The sequence below is a fragment of the Microcoleus sp. B7-D4 genome, assembly GCF_036705125.1.
In the GTDB taxonomy this organism is placed as follows: Bacteria; Cyanobacteriota; Cyanobacteriia; order Cyanobacteriales; family Microcoleaceae; genus Microcoleus.
Window position 1 is genome coordinate 39,472 of sequence record NZ_JAUBTT010000053.1, and the last position, 20,690, is coordinate 60,161.

The following is a 20,690-nucleotide window of genomic DNA, read 5'->3' on the forward strand; positions in this document are numbered from 1 at the left end:
ACCAACTCCAAAAATGATTGTAGGTCGTCTCACCGTCAAGCATCAGATTATTGATTATGAAAAACAATCTGATTTCAACGAAAACCTTAGATATTCTCCTTGGAACGGCTTAGCAGTTCATCGTCCAGTAGGTGCGATCAATCGGATACGCGGTGTTGTTTACCCGGTTGTAGCGAATTATCGCCTTCAAAAGCGAGGTCTTGTCCACCAAGAACCAACCGGAGAAGAAACATTTTAAGGAAATAATTTGAGGTGGGGACATCATTTAATGCCATCAGCCAGGTGTCGTCTGAGCAAATGGCAACTCAAAGAACTTAACAAGCGAAACCTTCAAAAAATCCCATCCCTTTTTAGGGGGTGGGAGTGTTGAAAATTTTTAATTCTTAGTCCTCAGTCCTTAGTCCTCATTATTCAGTAGCAATTAATCAATAACTGGGTTCCTACCCAATTATTAATTATTCTGCTAGCAACCAACTGATGACTAATGACCAACGACTGATGACTAATAACTTAAGCTTGCCGTGAGTAGTATTCCACGACTAGCAGTTCGTTAATCTGTAGAGCTATCCACTCGCGTTCGATAACGCCGTTAACTTTGCCAATTAGTTTTTGCTTATCAAATTCCAAGTGATTTGGCAAGTGAGCCAAGCCTGGGTCTTTGAGATTAGCTTCTACCATTGTGCGCGAGCGCTCTCTATTTTTCACAGCAACCACATCACCAGGCTTGCACTGATAGCTGGCGATATTGACTTCACGGTCATTGACAGTTATGTGACCGTGATTTACCAATTGTCTAGCGGACGGAATGGTTGGAGCCATTCCCATCCGAAACACAGTATTGTCCAAGCGCATTTCCAAAAATTGCAGTAACACTTGACCTGTGGAGCCCGTGACACGGCGGGCTTTGCGGACGTAACGGAGCAGTTGGCGTTCCGTCACACCGTAATTGAAACGGAGTTTTTGCTTTTCTTGCAAGCGAACCGCATACTCAGAGAGCTTTTTGCGGTTTTGACCGTGCTGTCCAGGCGGATAATCTCGTCTGGGGGTTTTGCGGGTTAGACCCGGCAACTCTTTCAGGCGACGGACGATTCTCAATCGGGGGCCTCGATATCGAGACATTTATTTTCCTCTCTAATATCTGTATGCAATATTTATGCAGACTCTATATTATATGTTGGTAACGGTCAAAATTAAAATAAAGATCGATAAAAAAACGATCGACCGCAGCGCGATCCATAATGTGCGGTAAATTCTGAAGGAAAAGCCGATCGATCGCCCCAATCAGCCAAAAAAACTCACTACTCGATCTGCCATGCACAACCGCAATTTTTCCCGCACTTCTTCCCCAAAGCCAGCACCGACAGGCTCAAAGCCTACCGCGCGCTGGATATTGGCTCTCGGCACGCAGCTAGCAGCACTAGGTTTGTTGGCAGCAGCACTGCCAATCTCACCAGCATCAGCCATTACTATTAGAATCCCTCGCTCTAGGAATCCCTATCGCGTCTGCGCCCTGGAACTAATCGAAGCCGGAGTGGGGGCAGAGGCCGCCGCCGCCGCTTGTGCTGACGCCCTCCACCCCCGTGACATATCTAAATGTGCCCTCCAAATCAACCGCAAAACCAATATTTCGGGTGTCGAAGCGCTCTCTAGCTGTCGGCGGGTGAGGCGTCCCCAAGAATTGGCTACTTGCGTAGTGAATATTAACGGCAAAACTCGAACTCAACCGGCAGATCCCCTGCTAGTGCTCGATGGATGCCGCCGCAGTTTATTGCCACAAGAGTTTGCTGAATGCGTAGTCGGTTTGAGCGGCAGGCTCGACTTTCCCACTGACAGCTTAATCGCAACTTGTCTCGATCCGAGGGGCAGCGTGAGCCAGTTGGACGGGCGCCCTGCACCTACCCCTCCTGTGGAGCTAATTTCACCGCCTGCGCCTCTCAATTAATTACTGTTAACAGTTGACTGTTGACTGTTGACTGATGACTGTTGACTGATGACTGATGTCCGATCGATTAACAATAATATCCTGGTCGGGGCGGGTTTTTGAGATTGTCCATTATTGGCAGGTATTGTTGGTGAACCCGCCCCTACAAAAATCGCGGTCGCTCGACCGGACATGATATGACTAATGACTACTTTTTTTTAATCAAATGTCAGAAATTTTTGCTCAAATTACAGTCGAAGAATTAGCTCGCCAATTAGCAGAAACCAATGCTGAGAAATTGCAGCTTGTAGATGTGCGGGAACCTTACGAAATTGAACTCGCGGCGCTGCCGGGATTTGTAGCTTTTCCGTTGAGCGAGTTTGCCGAATGGTCTGGTGAAATTGACGCTAGACTCGATCGCGACACAGAAACCCTCGTTCTGTGCCATCACGGAGTGCGATCGGCTCAAATGTGCCACTGGTTAGCCACTCAAGGATTTACTAACGTTAAAAATATCGTTGGTGGTATCGATGCTTACTCAATGGTGGTCGATCGAACCGTCCCCCGCTATTAACATCAAATCCAGTTCTTAACTATCATTTTTTTCAGAGTCCGCGCGGGCGGACTTTGTATGTGTAGAAACGAATTATATTTCCCCGGAATTAGCTAATTAACAGCAGCAAATCGAAAATTTAAAAGCGTACTCATAGTGAGCCGATCGCGCCCGTGCCTTTTCGAGTCATAAAGAGCCTCATCAGCCGCCAGTAGCAGCGTTGTCGCATCATTTTCCGGCCCCGGAACAACGCTGGCAATTCCCAAACTAATCGTTACCACAGAATTAGGTAGACCGTCAACAGTCTCCGGGTTAAAAACAATATTCAAAGCTTTCACTTTCGCTCTAATTTGTTCGGCAACAACCAGAGCAGCCGACGCATCAGTTTCCGGTAAAATCACAGCAAATTCCTCGCCCCCGTAGCGAGCAGCTACATCAGCAGGACGCTGGAGCGATCGGCGAATTGTCTGAGCTACCGCTCGCAAACACTCATCTCCTGCTTGATGTCCGTAGGTATCGTTATATATTTTGAAATAATCCAGGTCGCACAAAATCAAAGATATCGGACACCCCTCACGAGCCATCTGTTTCCATTCCGCTCGCAAGCAACTATCAAAATGCCGTCTGTTACCAATTTGAGTAAGTTCGTCCACATTCACCAAAGTTTGCAGCCTTTGATTTTCCTGCAGCAACTCCTCAAAACCAACCACCGACAACTTCTCCTCGCACAAATTTTGCCCTTGAAAATACAGGCGATATAATTCGCAAGACAAACTACAGTTATTTCCCTCTAATTTGACAAGTCCCATGCTGTCTAACTGATAAGCCATCAAAGGTTCGAGGTAAATGCTATTTTTAGCATCGACAACTTGTTGGAATGCGGAGGCGAGTTCGGGCTGCTGTTGAATGGCGATCGACTGATTTTGCAAGTAGTCGCTATAAATTCCGCTGTGAGTAGGAGCTGCTGTTAACAGTTCTGCCAACTCGGCTCGCCCCAGTTCCTCCCCAGGCTCATCCCGATCGCCCGACTGGCGATTTTGTTGCAAAATTGCCAGGTGATACAGCGCTAAATGTACTAGATAAGGATGCCCGCCTACCATGTTCATTAATTGCTCTATCGGATCGCTATTGCTCCAGTTCAGTCCGTGTCTGCACGCCAAATCTTGAACTTGTTCAGCAGTAAATTCTGATAGTTTAATCGGCATTCCTACATTAAATGGAGATTGATTAACATTCAAAGCAATATAATTTTCTCTCGAATGAATGACAACGGTGCGGAGTTTTTGCCAAGTTTTGCTAGCGCGAGCTTGTTCGTACCAAAAACGGAGCATCGAAAGAAAATCTTGAGCAATGTTGGTGCGTTCAAATACGCGATTTATTTCGTTGATAACCAAGACAATGGGACTGTCAATTTGTTTGAGCAAATAGTTGTCAAAGTAAATAGTGCAGCTTACTTTGCTGCCCATATCTTCATCCCAGAATTCATCAATATTTGGTTCGAGTTTGAGTTGCCGAGCGACATTGACACAAAACCAGCGCAAAAATTTATCTAAACTAGCAAAAACCGCTGCGTCGGCTTGCTTAAAGTCTACAGTTACTGTGCGGTATCCACGATCGACTGCCGCGTGAATTATCCGCAGCATCAGCGAACTTTTGCCCATTTTTTTGGGAGCTTTAATGCGAACAAGGCCTCCGGGTTTGCTAATTTCTGCACAGGCGAGGGCTTCGGCCCCTGAGCGCTCAATATAAAATCGAGAGTCAAGCGGTATGGGGCCGCCGGGAAATTCTAGGTCGGCAACTGTTTGGATCATCAAGTTTGGTGATTTTTGGAGTCCTGCCATAGTTCTTGCACAAGGCGATACCCTGACTGTATCTTACCTTTGTCAGGTTACGGGGTAGAGGAGCGGTGTCCGAGATCGATCTACAATCCTACAAAATCTAAGTTTTTAGGGACTTCCCGGAACTCACTTTGCTATAGTAGTGTCACTTTACCCAATCTCAAACCCTGCTTCAACACGGCTCTGCAGATCGACAAAAATTAGACGGTAGCCCAGACGCGATCGTTCTTGGCCTTTACCGGAAAAATAACTCGTCGGTCGTCGAGGTCGCGCAGGAAGAGCCCCTATCTAAGGAGAAATAATCATTGTCACGCCGCTACCTGTTTACCTCTGAATCGGTCACTGAAGGCCATCCCGATAAAATCTGCGATCAAATTTCAGATACGATTTTAGATGCCTTACTGACTGAAGACCCCAAAAGCCGCGTCGCAGCCGAAGTTGTCGTCAACACCGGCTTAATGCTGCTGACGGGCGAAATTACCACTAAAGCTCAGGTAAATTACATAGAATTAGCCCGGAAAAAAATAGCCGATATTGGCTACATCCACGCTGACAACGGCTTTTCGGCCAATAGTTGCTCAGTGTTGGTGGCTCTTGATTCTCAGTCTCCCGATATTGCTCAAGGGGTGAATACAGCCCACGAAAGCCGGGAACAATCGAGTGAAGAGGAATTAGACGCCATTGGAGCAGGCGACCAAGGCTTGATGTTCGGCTTTGCTTGCAACGAAACGCCGGAATTGATGCCTCTGCCGATCAGTTTAGCGCACCGGATTTGCCGTCAACTGGCCGCAGTCCGCAAAACCGGTCAGTTATCTTACCTGCGTCCCGACGGCAAAAGCCAAGTTACGGTGATTTACGAGGACGGCAAACCTGTTGGCATAGATACGATTTTAATTTCTACGCAGCACACCGAGACGATCGGCGACATCACAGAAACAGCCGCAGTTCAAGCCAAAATCAAAGAAGACCTGTGGGCTGCAGTCGTCCAACCCGTGTTTGCCGATATTAGCGTGAAGCCGGATGCAGAAACTCGCTTCCTTGTCAACCCCACTGGCAAATTTGTGGTCGGCGGGCCTCAAGGAGATTCGGGTTTGACGGGCCGCAAAATTATTGTGGATACCTACGGCGGCTATTCCCGCCACGGCGGCGGCGCTTTTTCTGGGAAAGACCCCACTAAGGTAGACCGCAGCGCGGCTTATGCTTGTCGCTACGTTGCTAAAAATATCGTAGCGGCTGGTTTGGCCCAAAAGTGCGAAGTGCAGTTGAGTTATGCGATCGGCGTTGCGCGGCCTGTTAGCATGATGATCGAAACTTTTGGCACTGGAAAAGTTGATGACGATCGCCTTTTAGAAGTTGTGAAGCAGCATTTTGAACTGCGTCCTGCGGGCATCATTCAGGCATTTAACTTGCAGAATTTGCCTGCTGAAAGAGGCGGCCGTTTCTATCAAGATGTGGCGGCTTACGGTCACTTCGGACGCACTGATTTAGATCTGCCTTGGGAGGAAACCGATAAGGCGGAACTTTTGAAAGAAGCTTTGAGCCAGAAGTTGTCGGGAGTAGCTGGATAGTACAATTTTGGGGCGTGTACGGCGCCCCTTATCCATAAATAATATTGGGTGCTACCAATCAATATAGGGTGCGTACTCCGCACCTTATTCATAAATAATATCGGGTGTTCTTCGGCGCACCTTATCCATAAATAATATCGGGTGCTACAAATTAATAACGTAGCGTGCGTACTCCGCACCTTACAAAAAAAAAGAATAAATAAATGCGATTTTTCACACCTTTCCAATCTGGAATTCGCAGTTTGGTCTCTTCGTTCCAACAGCGGTTGGCGACTGGATTTTTTGCACCAAATCCACCAGGGCTGCCAAGTTCGTTACCGGCTGACAATCCTGGTGGGATTCGCGGCGTTTGGATACCCAGCACTGACTGCAAAGTTCTCACCTCAAAACAGCGAATTGCTGAGGCAATGGACTTTCTCGCCGATACGGGATTTAATACCGTTTTTCCTGTAGTTTGGAACGGGGGTTTTACGGCTTATCCTTCTCAAATTATGTGGCAACAATTTGGGGCGGAAATTGACGTGCGGTATCGCGGTCGCGACCCCTTGGCAGAATTAATTGTTGAGGCCAAGAGAGTTGGTTTAAAAGTGATTCCTTGGTTTGAATACGGATTTGTGAGTTCTTACAATCGCAAGGGCGGTCATTTGCTGGCGAAAAAACCTGAGTGGATTGCCCGTGATGCCAGCGGCAATTTACTTAAAAAAAATAACTTTGAATGGATGAATTCTCTTGACCTGGAAGTGCAAGACTTTGTGCTGGGGTTGATGCTGGAAGTTGCTAAGAATTATCCGGTAAACGGCGTTCAAGGAGACGATCGCATTGCGTTCCCGGTAGAAGGCGGTTACGACGAAAAAACGGTTAAACGCTATCGAGAAGAGTGCGGTAGAGCAGCACCATCGGATTGTAAAGAGCAACATTGGGTGCAGTGGCGTGCTAATATTATTACTGAGTTTGTAGCTCGTTTATACCGAGAAGTGAAAGCGATTAATCCTGATTTGTTGCTATCGATGTCGCCGAGTCCTTATGACTGGGGGCTGGTGGAATATTTGCAAGATTCTAAAGCTTGGGTTGACAAAAATTTGGTGGATCTGCTTCACCCGCAGTTTTATCGCCGCGATTTTAATGCTTACAAACAATTGGTCGATAAAATGATTTCGGGACAGCTTAGCGGGCAGCAAGTAAAGTGCGTGTCGCCCGGTATTTTGTTGACGAATCGAGGCAGTAAATATAGCATAACTCCCGAACTGTTGTTGCAAGTAATTGCTTACAACCGGTCTTGCGGGATTCAAGGAGAAGTGATGTTTTTTTACGAAGGTTTGCGAGATAACGATAATGCTTTGGCTAAGGTTTTAAAAAAAGGGCCCTATGCTCGTTGAGAGATTGTCCCGGAATCAAGGAGTTGGCGGTTGGCTGCGGTCAATCGATTTTAGATTTTAGATTTTAGATTTTAGATTTTAGAATTGAAGTATTGACCCCACGGATGAATCCGGGGGCTTGTATCCTGGATGCTTGATTGTCAACCGTGCCGATCGCTATTTCCAGCCAAGTTGGTATAAACTTAGGATGTGGCACCATTCTCAGTAAGCTTTTATGAACAGGCAAGATGCCTGTTCCACAAGAAAATTCACTCTTTGTGGAACAGGCATCTTGCCTGTTGCTGACAATGGTTCAAGATGTGAGTATAAAATGATATAGCAGAGCTATGCCCGTTAATAGCACAGCGATGCCAAGCAGCAAGCGCTACTCATTGTCAAGGTGATCGCCCAAACAAACCCAATAATTAATAATTGGGGAGTTGCAAAAATAGTGGAATAAGACATATTTTAGAAGTGGTGCAAGCTTTTTTTTAGAAGTAGCGTTTTGTAGACGGCATATTTTTTAAAGACAGTTTAAAAGAGCAATCTCAACCGCTCGCCACAATATTAGGATAAATCAGTGACATCAGCAGCAAGCCTCATCCAACAGCTACCCGAACTCAGCGATGCTCAATTCCATCAAAAATATTTGAAACAAAAACAAGGGATGCACACCTTGGCGACTATATTGCCGCAAGTAGAACAGCAAAGTCTGGCTTTGCGGGCAGTAAAGTTAGCTCTAAAAGTAAATTTAAAACTCGGCTCGAAGCTAGCAGGAACGGTAAAGCCAGAATTTCAAATAGCCACAATAAAATTAATCGACAAAATCCCCACTTCACCGCTGCTCAAAATTAAACTGCTGGCCCTCACAAGTTCCGATATGGCAATTCCGATGTTGGTGGCCGCATTGAACCACAAAGAAAGTGCAGTGCGCCTGGATGGGATTCGAGCGATCGGGAAAATCGGCTCCGAAGCAGCAGTAATTGAATTAGCCCGATCGCTCGAATCCAAAGATTCCCAAATCCAAGCTTGGGCGGCTTGGGCTTTAGGAGAAATTGACTCTAAACCAGCCGCCGTAGCACTGCTCAAAGCCGTCAAACACCCAGATTCCAGGGTGCGCGCCTGGGCTGTTTGGGCCTTGGGCAAAATTAACCCGAAAATAGCCGTCCCCGCGCTGCTGAAAGCCCTCAAACACCAAGACTCCGAGGTGCGCTGGCGGGCCGCCGTCAACTGCGGGAAAATCGGTGTTTCTGAGGTAGTTCCCGGGCTGCTGAATGCCCTCAGAGACGAAAATCACATCGTCCGCGCTAGGGCGGCGGCGGCTTTGGGGAAAATCGGCGATTCTGAGGCAGTACCAGGCTTAGTAGAATTGCTTCACGATGATCCCGACTCCTATGCAGTTTCTTTGAGGGCCGCCGAGGCCTTGGGACAAATTGGCACGGAAACGGCTGTGGCGGGATTGGTGGAAGCCCTCAACCATGACGATTCAGACGTGCGCGGCAGTGCAGTTTCTGCGTTGGGAGAAATCAGCAGCGAGGTGGCTATGGTGGCCGTAATCGGGTCGCTCTCGGATCGAGATATTTTCGTGCGCGGCAGGGCGGCGGTTGCCCTTGGGAACATCAATACAGAGGGAGATGCGAAATTGCCAAAAATGGTGGTTGCGGGACTGGCGAGCGCAATTGGCGACAGCGAATCTTATGTGCGGTGGAGAGTTGCTGCTGCTTTGGGGGAAATTGGGACAGAGGAAGCTGTGGCAGGTTTGGTACGGCTGCTGGGGGACGAAGCTTCTGGAGTGCGCCAAAAGGCTGTTAAATCCCTCGGTCAAATTGGCTCAACGGCTGCTATTTTGGCTCTGGAAACAGCTTTAAATCGCGAATTTGCTGACGTTCGTGCGCTGGCTGCCCAATACTTGGCGGATGTCAGGATTGAGGCAGAAACAGTTGATTTTGATCCCTCTGTTTCCCCAGATTTATCGGGTGAAAAACTGCCGAAAATCCTGATTGCTTCGCAAGTAGAAGCCAGTGAATACATTGTCGATCGCGCTGCGGGGCGCGAGATTAAATACCTGATCTCGATCGGCAGTCCGGGTGTGCCCGAACCCAAAAATTTTCATCAAATCCCGAACCGAATGTGCCTGGAGTTTAACGACCTCGACACCCCCGTTGACGACCCCGATCAAATTTTGCCTACCCTTGAGGATATACTGAAAATTATTGATTTCGCCCTTAAAATATCGTCGCAGGGAGGCAGTTTGCTCATCTGCTGCCAAAGTGGGATCAGCCGTTCAACGGCCACAGCTTTGACTGTTTGTGCTGCGCTGTTGGGTCGTGGCAAAGAACGGGAAGCTTGGGCGTTGGTGCTCGCTGCCAGACCCCAAGCCAAGCCGAATCGCTGGATGGTACACTTGGCCGATGAAGCTTTGGGTAGAGACGGTAAGCTAGGACTGGCGATCGAATTGACTACCGTAACTGCAGAACTCGCAATTGCCAAAAATTGACATAAAGCATCCAGGATACCCGCCACGTGATTCATCCGTCCAGAAATAAAAAACCTGTATCCGATAAAACTTGCCGAACGTATTTATCCGTGGGGTCAATTCTAAAATCTAAAATCTAAAATCTAAAATCTAAAATCTAAAATCGATTGACTCGCGGAAACCGGGTTTCTTTTCGCAAGCCCTACAGTTATACTCAATTAACGACACTTCACCTCAGACTTGTCTTTGCGGGGCAACGATGCCAAAAGTCGATCGCCAGGGTGCAAAAGTTCGATCGGCTGCTGCATTTGTGACATTCTGTGCTATGAAGTTGTCGGATGCTCAACAAAAACCGTCAAGCAATCGTCGCATTGCTGGTAGCCAAAGTCCAAAGCGAAGGAATCGGGTGCATTGTCAACAGACAATATCAGCTTTGGGCTACTCACAGGCAAAACAGGTCAGAGAGAATTTTCTGCCTGTAACATTCCACGCGGGGATAATTCACTGCGGGGATAAATTTTTATTTCTTTTGCCTGCTGCAGACTTTTACGAGTCGAAAAAGTAATTTGGCAACAGTCCTCAACAGCCTAATTATCTCTTAGACATCAACCGAATTTAAGTTTCTCCTCTGACTCGACCAGAGTTTCAGATGCTTTTTCGCAGATGTCTACCGTCAAATAGACAAGCTTTTCCGTTTGGAGAACTTAAGATAGTGATAGATTTTAACAGAATACAGGGGTTGCATATGTCAAAAATTAACTTGCTAAAAAAAACAGGACACGAAGCAAGTTTCTCGGTTGCCGTTTGGGAAGACCAGGGGGAATTGAATCCAGACTTAGAACCATTGAACCCGCCGAAAAAAAACGTGAAAACGCGAAATGTTAACCCAAAAGATACGAATTTAGGTAAACAGATGCCAGTTTTTATTTCGGAAGAAGTGGGTGCTGTAGAAACCGTGAAAACAAAAAAAATTACCCATAATTTTCTAGAAAAAGTATCCTGGAAAGTCCGCAAAAGTTTGCCATCGAAAATTGGCGGTTTGCCTATCCATCAAAAAATTGGCTACGGGTATTTGCTGGCAATAGGAATCGGCTTTTTGGGTTCGCTGAGCGGACTGGTGATTGCCGATTACTACCAAGGACAAGGATTAAAGCAATTCAATGATGCTCACCTACAAGCGCAATTGCTCGGCAATTTTAAAGAGGCAGCGCTGGCGGCCCAATTGCAGGGTTCACAGCTTGATTCTTTTGTAGATAATTCGGTCAAGCTAAAACAGCAAGAAGAGCAGTTGGTTAAGAGTATTGTTAAGGCAAAAAATCTGCGTTTGCATATAGAAAAGTTTGCCGACAGCCAACCCGCTTGGCTGGCAGCAAAACCGGAAGTTATCAAGTTTTTAGTGCAAGATTGCACGAAAAATTTAGAAGCATACGCCGATAGTCTCAAGTCAACTTTGCAGGAAATCCAGCAATCGCAACTGTCGCCTGGGGAGATAGAGTCGGCGAGAAAATTGCTCGCAATCGAAAGCGGAGAAGGTGTAAAACAGCTCAACAGCAGCCTTGAAGAATTGAGCAAAATCCTTGAGATTGCCCAGCGGCAAGAGGGCCAAGGTGGTGAAGTGATGGAAGACGCCCAAGGCATGGAAAAAGCCATAATTATTATTAGTATGCTGCTGTCGGTAGTGGTGGCGGGAATTGTGGCTTACCGGACGAGTCGGGCGATCGCCCAACCTGTTATCAGCGTCACTCAGGTGGCCCAACAAGTAGCCGCTGAGTCTAATTTTGACTTGCGAGCACCCGTCACCGGACAAGGCGAAATCGGCTCTCTGGCTGCCTCTCTCAATCACCTAATAGAGCGAGTTTCGGGACATACAAAAGAATTAGAACAAGCGAAGGAAGTCGCCGTCGCCGCTAACACTGCTAAAAGCCAGTTTTTAGCAACTATGAGCCACGAATTGCGGACGCCTCTAAATGCGATTATCGGCTACAGTCAACTACTTTCAGAAGATGCCCAGGATGCGGGATTTGATGAGTTTGTACCCGATTTGCAGAAGATTGAAAAAGCAGGCGCGCATCTGCTATCTTTGATTAACGATATCCTTGATTTGTCAAAAATTGAAGCGGGGGGTATGAAACTCGAAATCCAGGAGTTTGACATCGAATCCCTGGTTGATAATGTTGCGAGTGCCGCGAAACCGTTGGTAGAGAAAAATGGCAATGTTTTGGAGATTGAGTGCGATCGAACTGTGGGCATAATGCACGCAGATTTCAAAAAAGTGCGACAGGTTTTGATACATCTGCTTAGTAATGCTGCGAAGTTCACCAAAAACGGTAGGGTGAAAGTGACTGTGAAGCGCATTGCAGGAAGTGGAAAATTGAATGCAGCAGGGCGTGAGGCGATTGACGATTCAATGGCTGCCGATGAAATTTCTTCTGGGGCAATTGCTTGTCCCCTGCTGAATGTTCAAGACACCGATTGGATTTGTTTATCGGTTAAAGATACCGGAATTGGAATGTCGGAAGAACAACAGCACAAATTGTTTGAAGCTTTTGTGCAAGCTGACTCTTCAGCAGCGCGACCTTACGACGGCGCCGGGTTAGGGCTGACACTTAGCCGCTACTACTGTCAGATAATGGGTGGGGAAATTTTGGTAGAAAGCCAAGAGGGGAAAGGGTCTATTTTCACTGTCCGTATACCAGCAGGAAACGGGTGATGTAATTTTTGGGGCGAGAGATGTAGGGGGTAGGCAGAGGGGCGAAAATGTATGTTTCAAACCTCTGGCTGTATGTCGAAATGCTTTAGTCTTGTCAGTGGGGGCGATCGGACTCTATAAATTCTAACTGGTTATTGTGCCAATTTAAACAGCACAAACCGCTTGCTGCTGAACTCCAACCTAAGTCTATGCCGATAAATTTCATATAGTTCTGGACGCACGGATGGTCAGAAACCGGGTTTTTTTGCCAAATACTTCGTTACAGCCGGCAAAAACTGCAAAAAACCCGGTTTCTTGGGCTTTGATGCGTCCACTCAACTCTTCTCCTGCTTGTCATCCGATGGCTGGGGCTGTTGTTTCATTTCCTTTTGGCGTTCTCTGGCTGCTTGCTCCAAAATGAATGCTGATAAGCTGCTGACTGAACGGCGTTCTTGACTTGCCCACTCTTCAAGGATGTCATAGATTCCATCGGCTAAATAGGTCGCTAAGCGTTTGGTCATAAAAGATTCATTATTTTTTAGTTTAAGCCGATCGTCATTGTGCTGTATCTAGACCATCCTGTCGAATATGGCTCATTTAAAGCATATATGTATGCTATATTCATGCTATAAGCTGAACAAGTCAAAAGCCAGCGCGAGCCCTAGGAAAGTTCTTCGCTGGCTGATGGCCCCTAAATAAGCAAGGAGACAATTTCTATGGTACAGCCTGGAAGCGACGGCAGCGAATATACTCGCGGCTATCAACAAGCTTTAGATGACTTTGGCATCACGCAACTGCTGTCGGGTATCCGCAGCTACTCTGATGAGGATTTTGAGGCCGATCGCGCGCGCATGACTGGGCCAGAGATCGAAAGCTTTGCGGTGTTTCTGATTCTGCGCGTCGGGGCGAATCTCAAAGGAAGTACGATCGCCCGCTACCTCAACACTCTCAGAAAAGCAAATTCTCCGACGATCGCCGATCGCCCCGCGATCGAACTCAACTCAAATTCGCGAGGGAAAACACCTGAAAAGTCAAAGCAGGGCGATCGCACTTCTTGGGCGATCGTCCGAATTTTACCGAATGCTGAGCACTATACAATTGCGCGTTTTGTCAATCGCCAAGATGCGGACGATCGGCGGAGGGCTTTGTGTCGGTTTATTCCAGGGGGTGTGTTTGAAGTTGTGTGCGATCGCACCTAATCAATAAACCTCTCGAATAATCATTGTGGAACAGGCATCTTGCCTGTTCAAGACTGGCTTTTCTGGAAATGTCTAATAAACACAAATGACGGTGACAATTGTAGCGACTCCGCATTAAGTCCGTCGGGGGTTGAAACCCCCGCCTCATAGCGAAAGTCCTCGCTATGAGGACTATAAATGACAAATCACTCTTTCAGTCGTCTTCAGACGACTTCAGCTATGAGACAGGGGTTTCAACCCCTGGCGGACTGGCGGACTGGCGGACTGGCGGACTATCGGACTAACCAAGGTTTCTGGCCACCTGTGTATAATCATGGATGAAAACCAGCCCCAAATTTATTTAGACTGTTTAGAAGCTTCGGGACTTACAATTAACAATTGATCGCCGGATTGACTTTGTTGAATGGCAATCACTGGCGGGCGAGCGTTAGGGTCTTTTTGCTGTTCTTTTGTTAAAGCCGGAAACAGATAAATCCAGTTTCCTCTCTCCAAAAGCAACCGCCAAACTCTAGGTTCTTTGGGATTATTGATATCAGTATAATCTCTTTTGCTCAAATCTGCAAATAGACCTGCATCGCCGATCGCCTTAAATCCTTTGGGGTCTAGTCGGAGTGTTGGATCGTCGAGTTTTCTGCCTAAAGCAATGTTGTCTTGCTTGGCGATTAAGGCAACGGCGGGTAAAGATGAATTTTCCCCGGCATCGCGTCGGGCATCGGCAATACCTTGGTGGTATGCTGACCAAAACAACACTAGCAATACCCAACCGACGATGATAATTTCGTCAACGAGCGATCGCAATAATTTGATTGAGTTCAATCTATTGATATTAAATCGCTGCCAAGACTTCAGGAAGCGATGAAGCAACCCTAATCTTCTTCTGCGAGCAGAGAAACGCCAACGTCTAGCTCTGCGATTAATTTTAACAGCAACTGTCTTGTTTATACTATTAACCAGCCACAAACTGAGGTAAATCGCCAGGGCTGTCAGCAGAAGGGCGATCGCACTTCTGAGTATTGTCCAGCCATCGCCTAAAAATACCTGAAGCGGTACTAGGAAAAACGATTCTACTGGTAAATCGAGGGTAATTACATTTAGCTGAAAGCAGTAAAAATAAGACCAGCGATAAATCCAGCCCGTGAAAAACAAAGCGGCACCGAGTAAGCCAACAACACTGGCAAAGTTGCCTAAAATATTCGATTCGGGAGTAGGTTGGGGAGAAGCGGTCACGGAATCACCTTCAAGGGATGTGGAGTACAATTTTAGGACAGTAGCACGGGTAACGCTTATCCTTGAAGGGGGTCTAGAGGACTATGAAACGCAAAACACTTTCTTTTCTAGTTGTAGCACTTTTTACCGTAACAGCGGGTATGGCAGCACACGTTAATGCCGCCAGTCAGGAAGTCCAGAAACAGAATTTGCCATCCGTACAAGCACAGGCTAACGCTAGCGGGCAGATACCCCTAGCGTTGCCGACGCAAGCGGAAATTGTGATGAAAGGGGGCGGAAAAAGAGACGGTCGAGTTGTGCAGATTGACGAGAAAGTGCAACAATTATGGATACAGCTAGGACAGGAAAAGCGATCTATCCCCTTGGGTCAAATTGATAAAATCGTGTTTTCCAAAAGTGCGGTGGTTTATCGCAGTAATGAGGTGCAGTTTATTCGGGGCGATGGCACTCCAGCGAAAGGCCGTCCAGAGACTTGGCGCGGTATTCCCATGAACGCTTTTCGCTTGCTAGATCCGAATAAAGGTCAAGCGGATGTGAAGCTAGAGTCTGTTCTTTCTCTTGACAAGTTGGACAGTATCAGGTCAGTTATGATTGGAGATGGGAAAAATAAACGGCAATTTGTCGTGGATGAAATGCAATTTGATGTGCAGAAAAAGACGATGACAATTGCAGCGACTCCGTATTGAGTCCGTCGGGAGGTCAGAAACCGGGTTTTTTTAGGAAAATATTTTGTTTTAGCGCGCAGATTCGCTAAAAAACCCGGTTTCTTTGGTCGGAGTGCGTAATTCCTGTCTATTTCAATTCAAATCTTGCATGATTCTCGATCTTGCAGTCCTCGACCGAGGACTTAAGCTTTGAGGCAGGGGTTTTAACCCTTGCCGGACTGTTGCAACAAATGTAAAATATCAGTGGCACTAGAATTCAAATACAAACTCTCTTTACTAAAACCGATGGAAACCATCAATCTTAAAGAAGAAGTCCGCAGCATAATCGATAAATTACCTGAAAACTTTACTTGGTCAGACCTGATATCTGCAATTTATCTCAGAAAAAGGATGCCATCTCAATCAATTAAAGTTAAAGGTATCACAGAAACAGTTGAAGCAGAAACTTTGCATGAAGTTGAAGAATCTTCACCTACATTTAGCCGATTTGGGAGCGATCGAGGACTAATTACAACTTCTGATGACTTTGATGAACCGCTGGAGTTATTGCCATCACCGTTAGTCAATAGCTTGCTGGAAAAAGCTAAAGAATTGACTAAAGTATCTGCTGAGTTAACTGAAATCATTGCTAAGATTGAGAAAGAACGCCAGATTGAGCAACCTCAAAATTTTTGGGAAGCAATCCAAAAGTTTCGTCAAGAAAACAATCTAGAAGAAGCAGGAATTGAGGCAGAAGTTTTTGAGGGTCTGAGAGATTCATCACCAGGGCGCGAGGTTATTTTGTGAGTTTTCGATTTTTATTAGATACTAACGTACTTTCGGAACCAACTCGACCAATTCCGAATGCAAATGTGGTCAAAATGTTAGAGCGACACAAAGAAGAAGTTGCGACGGCAACAGTTGTATTTCACGAACTTTTATTTGGGTGTAAGCGACTTCCTGAATCAAAGAAACGTCGAATTCTAGAAAGTTATCTCTATGAGACAGTTCGAGTTCAAATTCCTCTGCTGCCTTATGATGCTAATGCTGCCATCTGGCACGCGACAGAAAGAGCGCGTCTCTCCAGTATTGGCAAAACCCCAGCATTTGCAGACGGTCAAATTGCGGCGATCGCTAAAGTTAACGAATTGATACTCGTAACGAACAATGTTTCAGACTTTGCAGATTTTCTCGACTTATCAATAGAAAATTGGTATGTGTAAATATCGCCTTATCATAGCATAAGCAATGGTGGAAGGAATACCCATATTAAGTAAAAATTATGCGTTTGATGTCTATTCTATTAATCGAATTTGGTGAATTATGAAAGTGATGAAACGATTTATTAGCAGTGTTTTGACTTTGGGTGTGTGTTTGACTCCTCTGACTGTGCCGGTGATGGTTCAACCGAGTTGGGGGCAAAGTCAAAATTCACAGGTTGAAGAAATAGAGAGACTTATACAGCAAGCAAGGCGCCAGCAACAACAAGGACAACCACTACAGGCAATAGAAACATGGCAGCAGCTTCTAACCATTGCGCGACTATTTAAAATTAGAGAACTTGAAGCCCCAGCACTCAATAGCATTGGTTTTAACTACAACAGCATCGGACAACTACAAGAAGCTTTGAAATACTATAGACAAGCTTTACCGATTAGGCAGGAAATGGGCGATCGCTCTGGGGAATCTGTTACTTTGAATAATATCGGTGCAGTCTACAACGAGATCGGACAGCCGCAAGAAGCTTTGAAATACTTCAACCAAGCTTTGCCAATTAAGCGGGAAGTCGGCGATCTCGCAGGCGTTTCTACTACTTTGAATAATATTGGTGCAGTGTATCAGAGCATCTCCCAACCGCAAGAAGCTTTGAAATACTATAACCAAGCTTTACCGATTAGCCGAGAAGTCAGGGATCGCGCAGGCGTTGCTACTACTTTGAGTAATATTGGTGCAGTGTATCAGAGCATCTCCCAACCGCAAGAAGCTTTGAAACACTATAACCAAGCTTTACCGATTATGCGGGAAGTCGGCGATCGGGCGGGAGAAGCTGCTATTTTGAATAATATTGGTGCAGTGTACGATAGCATCTCCCAACCGCAAGAAGCATTAAAATTCTATAATGAAGCTTTACCAATTAGGCGGGAAGTAGGTGATCGCTCTGGGGAAGCTGCTACTTTGAGTAATATTGGTAGAGTGTACGATAGCACCTCCCAACCGCAAGAAGCATTAAAATTCTATAACGAAGCTTTACCAATTAGGCGGGAAGTAGGCGATCTCTTTGGGGAATCTGTTACTTTGAATAATATCGGTGCAGTCTACAACGAGCTCGGACAGCCGCAAGAGGCATTGAAACACTATAACCAAGCTTTGCCAATTAAGCGGAAAGTAGGTGATCGCTCTGGGGAAGCTACTACTTTGAGTAATATTGGTGCAGTCTACAACAGCATTTCTCAGCCCCAAGAGGCATTAAAATACTTCAACCAAGCTTTACCAATTACGCGGGAAGTGGGCGATCTCGCAGGCGTTGCTGCTACTTTGACTAATATCGGTGCAGTATACCACAGAATCTCTCAACCACAAGAAGCTTTGAAATACTATAACCAAGCTTTACCGATTATGCGGGAAGTGGGCGATCTCGCAGGCGTTGCTACTATTTTGAATAATATCGGTGCAGTCTATAACAGCATCTCTCAACCCCAAGAAGCTTTGAAATACTATAGCCAAGCTTTACCAATTAGGAAGGAAGTGGGCGATCGCTCTGGGGAAGCTGGTACTTTGAGTAATATTGGTGGAGTGTACCGAGATACGAAGCAACCGACTCAAGCGATCACAAATTGGCAGCAATCAGTCCAAATCACCTTAGAAATACGAAGTGGTTTACAACGAGAAAATCGCCAAAAATTTCTAGAAGCTGAAGAAGGAACAGCGATCGCCCTCACCTCCCTTCTCATCGACCAAAACCAAGCCGATCGCGCTTTTGAATGGATCAACATCGCCACCACAGCCGATCTCGCCGACTACACCCGCTTAATTGACGCCAAAGTAGCCAACCCCCAAGCACAAAAAGCCATTGACGAGTGGAATCAAAAAAATCAACAACTCCAATACCTCGGCCGTCAACTCGAAGACAGATTCTCAGAAAATCTCTCCCGACAAATGCGGGAATTAGAAGCAGAAGTCTACCGCAAAGCAGAAGAAATCCGCCGCCAATTCCCAGAAGTCGCCGAACTCTTTGAAACCACACCCAAAGACATCGCCCAACTGAAAGCAAGTATCGCACCAGATACCGTTGTCATTCAACCCGTCTTGCTGACAAATATCAAAAATGTCTCCAACACCGTCGCCCTATTTGTCTTGACAAAAGACAGTTTAAGTGTTAAAAAAATTACGCTAGACCCCGCAGAATTCGACAAACTCCTAACCGAACACCGCGAACAAATATCAAGAGAACTCACTTCAGATTACAGAGAAACGGGCGGCAAACTATACGATATCTTAATTCGCCCTGTAGAAGACCAAATACAGGCATTATCTCCCAAACAATTGAGCATCATCGCCACAGGAAAATTGCGTTACATCCCCTTTGAAACCCTTTGGGACAGGAAAAATCGCCAATTCCTAATCCAGAAATATCCCGTCAACTATCTCACCCGCATTTCCACAAGGTCAATCCCCAATTCTACTTTACAAGGCGGAGTCTTAGCATTAGGAAATCCCATCCCCCGCGCTCCGCAAAATTTAGCGGGTACAGAAGAAGAAGTTAGAAATATCGCTCAATTATTCCCCGGAAGTTCCGCCTATATCGGCAATACCGCCACCCTCGACCAATTCAAAACTCAAGCACCCCGCTTTCCTTTTTTACACCTAGCAACTCACGGCTGTTTCCAACAGGGAGGCTGTCAACAATTGGGTATGGAGGAAAATACACTGCTATTTGCTGACAGCCAATTCAATATTCGCGATGCGGCGTTATTAGGATTGCAAAACACCAGACTACTCACCTTAAGCGCCTGTCAAACTGCTATGCAAGCGAATTCTAACGGTGAAGAAATATCGGGAGTTGCCTATGTATTTGAGCGTGCGGGCGCACAAGCAGTGATGGCGAGTTTGTGGAGTGTTGATGATGCCGCTACTAAAGATTTGATGGTTGAATTTTATCAAAATATCAATAAAGGGATGAGTAAAAATGAAGCTTTGCGACAAGCTAAGTTGAGCCAAATTACTCGCCATCCGTTTTATTGGTCGCCGTTTATTTTAATTGGCGATGCGCGGTAGTTAATACCGAAGAGTAAACCGTGTATTTGACGTATTTAGTTCCAGAGATATTACCCACAGTCAGGACAGGCAATGCCGTGTCCTCAATTGCCGTGTCCTCAATTGCCGTGTCCTTAATTCCTCTAAACTCTCCCCCACAAAGCCAAGCCGCCGCCCCTTCCCCTAGCCGCAATTATCCCATCTTCTACCAGAAAATATGCAAAAAATGCCTGCTTCCCCACACTCAAACTAAAAAATTCCGCCTCCCGCGCTTCTCCACCGCGAATAAATCCTTGATACACAGTTTTACCCAACAATTTCACCGTAATTCTCGTAAAATCAAAAGCTAAAATATTTTTATTAACCAAAAACTTAGTCGGCCCCGAAAGAGTTAGTGCGATCGCCCCAACTTGCACCGAATTCTCCACCTTGCCCCTTTCGCGATTCTCTTCCCCTTCAGCAACAGGTTCTGCCGAATAAGCAATTTGAATTTTCGCAATCCACTCAGGGATATAACGTCCCGCACCCAAAACAATCCCCGCTTTTTGTCGAGTCTTTTTGGTGCCGGTGATAAAACAGAGTTGCCAGTTGCCGATTAACTGCTCGAAAGAATAGCGGATTTTATTTTTTTTCGCGTTTTTCTCAGCTTCTAGGAGGGCGGCGACTACAGCGTCGGGAGATGGTTTTGTATTCGATTTAGCGGCTTGTTCTAGAATTGATATGTTTTCCATTGAACTAACAATAACAGGAATTTACTAGGCTTGATGCAAAATTTTAATGGACAGGCAAGATGCCTGTTCCACCAGCAGAGAGATTGCTTGTGGGGCAGGCATCTTGCCTGCCTCTGATGGGCAACAGGCTTTCCGGCCTGTTCCACCAGCAGAGAGACTGTGGGGCAGGCATCTTGCCTGCCTCTGATGGGCAACAGGCTTTCCGGCCTGTTCCACCAGCAGAGAGACTGTGGGG

General features: G+C 46.3%; 19 protein-coding genes. 13 read left to right on the forward strand and 6 right to left on the reverse strand.

The genetic code is table 11. The features are described 5' to 3' along the window. The first annotated feature begins 13 nt into the window (after window positions 1-13). Window positions 14-238 carry a hypothetical protein gene (locus tag QUB12_RS21130; RefSeq protein WP_333145388.1) on the forward strand — a complete coding sequence of 75 codons (225 nt, stop codon included), beginning with the start codon at window positions 14-16 and terminating at the stop codon, window positions 236-238. Between the two features lie 272 nt (window positions 239-510). Here the strand turns inward: QUB12_RS21130 and rpsD are convergent, their stop codons facing one another. Continuing rightward, window positions 511-1,119: a 30S ribosomal protein S4 gene (rpsD, locus tag QUB12_RS21135; protein ID WP_193975783.1), complete on the reverse strand. Its 609-nt coding sequence runs from the start codon at window positions 1,117-1,119 to the stop codon at window positions 511-513. Between the two features lie 193 nt (window positions 1,120-1,312). On the opposite strand from rpsD, the gene QUB12_RS21140 reads away from it, so the two are divergent. Then, window positions 1,313-1,942 carry a hypothetical protein gene (locus QUB12_RS21140; protein ID WP_333145387.1) on the forward strand — a complete coding sequence of 210 codons (630 nt, stop codon included), beginning with the start codon at window positions 1,313-1,315 and terminating at the stop codon, window positions 1,940-1,942. A 205-nt stretch (window positions 1,943-2,147) separates the two neighbouring features. Then, complete coding sequence (locus tag QUB12_RS21145; protein WP_333145386.1) at window positions 2,148-2,495, forward strand: rhodanese-like domain-containing protein; 348 nt, start codon at window positions 2,148-2,150, stop codon at window positions 2,493-2,495. Window positions 2,496-2,587: 92 nt separating this feature from the next. Here QUB12_RS21145 and QUB12_RS21150 read toward each other — a convergent pair whose 3' ends face one another. Beyond that, entirely contained in the window at window positions 2,588-4,315 is a 1,728-nt protein-coding gene (locus tag QUB12_RS21150; RefSeq protein ID WP_333145384.1) for an AAA-like domain-containing protein, read from the reverse strand. A 302-nt stretch (window positions 4,316-4,617) separates the two neighbouring features. Here QUB12_RS21150 and metK point away from each other — a divergent pair, with 302 nt between their 5' ends. From metK to QUB12_RS21175, 5 genes are all read left to right on the forward strand, one after another. Further along, a complete protein-coding gene (gene metK, locus QUB12_RS21155; RefSeq protein ID WP_333145382.1) occupies window positions 4,618-5,880 on the forward strand; it encodes a methionine adenosyltransferase in 1,263 nt (420 codons plus the stop codon). 203 nt (window positions 5,881-6,083) lie between these two features. Continuing rightward, window positions 6,084-7,256, forward strand: coding sequence for a family 10 glycosylhydrolase (locus QUB12_RS21160; protein ID WP_333145381.1), 1,173 nt, complete (start codon window positions 6,084-6,086; stop codon window positions 7,254-7,256). Between the two features lie 559 nt (window positions 7,257-7,815). Beyond that, window positions 7,816-9,732, forward strand: a complete 1,917-nt coding sequence (locus QUB12_RS21165) for a HEAT repeat domain-containing protein (RefSeq protein WP_333308245.1) — start codon at window positions 7,816-7,818, stop codon at window positions 9,730-9,732. A 238-nt stretch (window positions 9,733-9,970) separates the two neighbouring features. Then, entirely contained in the window at window positions 9,971-10,276 is a 306-nt protein-coding gene (locus tag QUB12_RS21170) for a hypothetical protein (protein WP_333145376.1), read from the forward strand. Window positions 10,277-10,456: 180 nt separating this feature from the next. After that, on the forward strand, window positions 10,457-12,421 hold the full coding sequence (locus QUB12_RS21175) for a HAMP domain-containing sensor histidine kinase (RefSeq protein WP_333308247.1): 1,965 nt from the start codon (window positions 10,457-10,459) through the stop codon (window positions 12,419-12,421). Window positions 12,422-12,735: 314 nt separating this feature from the next. On the opposite strand, the gene QUB12_RS21180 is transcribed toward QUB12_RS21175, so the two are convergent. Then, a complete protein-coding gene (locus QUB12_RS21180; protein WP_333108588.1) occupies window positions 12,736-12,921 on the reverse strand; it encodes a ribbon-helix-helix domain-containing protein in 186 nt (61 codons plus the stop codon). A gap of 195 nt (window positions 12,922-13,116) precedes the next feature. Between QUB12_RS21180 and QUB12_RS21185 the strand changes: the two genes are divergently transcribed. Next, on the forward strand, window positions 13,117-13,599 hold the full coding sequence (locus QUB12_RS21185; protein WP_333145374.1) for a hypothetical protein: 483 nt from the start codon (window positions 13,117-13,119) through the stop codon (window positions 13,597-13,599). 336 nt (window positions 13,600-13,935) lie between these two features. On the opposite strand, the gene QUB12_RS21190 is transcribed toward QUB12_RS21185, so the two are convergent. Beyond that, a complete protein-coding gene (locus tag QUB12_RS21190) occupies window positions 13,936-14,826 on the reverse strand; it encodes a hypothetical protein (RefSeq protein ID WP_333308249.1) in 891 nt (296 codons plus the stop codon). A gap of 83 nt (window positions 14,827-14,909) precedes the next feature. On the opposite strand from QUB12_RS21190, the gene QUB12_RS21195 reads away from it, so the two are divergent. The 4 genes from QUB12_RS21195 (at window position 14,910) to QUB12_RS21210 (ending at window position 19,745) form a co-directional block, all read left to right on the forward strand. Then, a complete protein-coding gene (locus QUB12_RS21195) occupies window positions 14,910-15,512 on the forward strand; it encodes a hypothetical protein (RefSeq protein ID WP_333308251.1) in 603 nt (200 codons plus the stop codon). 222 nt (window positions 15,513-15,734) lie between these two features. Continuing rightward, window positions 15,735-16,277 carry a hypothetical protein gene (locus tag QUB12_RS21200; RefSeq protein WP_333308253.1) on the forward strand — a complete coding sequence of 181 codons (543 nt, stop codon included), beginning with the start codon at window positions 15,735-15,737 and terminating at the stop codon, window positions 16,275-16,277. Next, complete coding sequence (locus QUB12_RS21205) at window positions 16,274-16,693, forward strand: type II toxin-antitoxin system VapC family toxin (protein WP_333308255.1); 420 nt, start codon at window positions 16,274-16,276, stop codon at window positions 16,691-16,693. The genes QUB12_RS21200 and QUB12_RS21205 overlap by 4 nt, the downstream gene beginning before the upstream one ends. Window positions 16,694-16,802: 109 nt before the next feature. Next, window positions 16,803-19,745, forward strand: coding sequence for a tetratricopeptide repeat protein (locus tag QUB12_RS21210; RefSeq protein WP_333308257.1), 2,943 nt, complete (start codon window positions 16,803-16,805; stop codon window positions 19,743-19,745). A gap of 122 nt (window positions 19,746-19,867) precedes the next feature. Here QUB12_RS21210 and QUB12_RS21215 read toward each other — a convergent pair whose 3' ends face one another. Then, window positions 19,868-20,455 carry a hypothetical protein gene (locus QUB12_RS21215; RefSeq protein ID WP_333308259.1) on the reverse strand — a complete coding sequence of 196 codons (588 nt, stop codon included), beginning with the start codon at window positions 20,453-20,455 and terminating at the stop codon, window positions 19,868-19,870. Window positions 20,456-20,479: 24 nt separating this feature from the next. After that, window positions 20,480-20,690, reverse strand: a 211-nt coding sequence (locus QUB12_RS21220) for a hypothetical protein (protein WP_333308261.1), incomplete at its 5' end; no start/stop codon positions are given.

What these genes read in the sequence shown, in the direction of transcription:
- QUB12_RS21130 (WP_333145388.1), top strand. Translation starts at nt 14, where the DNA reads ATGATTGTAGGTCGTCTCACCGTCAAGCATCAGATTATTGATTATGAA.
- rpsD (WP_193975783.1), bottom strand. Translation starts at nt 1,119, where the DNA reads ATGTCTCGATATCGAGGCCCCCGATTGAGAATCGTCCGTCGCCTGAAA.
- QUB12_RS21140 (WP_333145387.1), top strand. Translation starts at nt 1,313, where the DNA reads ATGCACAACCGCAATTTTTCCCGCACTTCTTCCCCAAAGCCAGCACCG.
- QUB12_RS21145 (WP_333145386.1), top strand. Translation starts at nt 2,148, where the DNA reads ATGTCAGAAATTTTTGCTCAAATTACAGTCGAAGAATTAGCTCGCCAA.
- QUB12_RS21150 (WP_333145384.1), bottom strand. Translation starts at nt 4,315, where the DNA reads ATGGCAGGACTCCAAAAATCACCAAACTTGATGATCCAAACAGTTGCC.
- QUB12_RS21160 (WP_333145381.1), top strand. Translation starts at nt 6,084, where the DNA reads ATGCGATTTTTCACACCTTTCCAATCTGGAATTCGCAGTTTGGTCTCT.
- QUB12_RS21170 (WP_333145376.1), top strand. Translation starts at nt 9,971, where the DNA reads ATGCCAAAAGTCGATCGCCAGGGTGCAAAAGTTCGATCGGCTGCTGCA.
- QUB12_RS21175 (WP_333308247.1), top strand. Translation starts at nt 10,457, where the DNA reads ATGTCAAAAATTAACTTGCTAAAAAAAACAGGACACGAAGCAAGTTTC.
- QUB12_RS21180 (WP_333108588.1), bottom strand. Translation starts at nt 12,921, where the DNA reads ATGACCAAACGCTTAGCGACCTATTTAGCCGATGGAATCTATGACATC.
- QUB12_RS21185 (WP_333145374.1), top strand. Translation starts at nt 13,117, where the DNA reads ATGGTACAGCCTGGAAGCGACGGCAGCGAATATACTCGCGGCTATCAA.
- QUB12_RS21195 (WP_333308251.1), top strand. Translation starts at nt 14,910, where the DNA reads ATGAAACGCAAAACACTTTCTTTTCTAGTTGTAGCACTTTTTACCGTA.
- QUB12_RS21210 (WP_333308257.1), top strand. Translation starts at nt 16,803, where the DNA reads ATGAAACGATTTATTAGCAGTGTTTTGACTTTGGGTGTGTGTTTGACT.
- QUB12_RS21215 (WP_333308259.1), bottom strand. Translation starts at nt 20,455, where the DNA reads ATGGAAAACATATCAATTCTAGAACAAGCCGCTAAATCGAATACAAAA.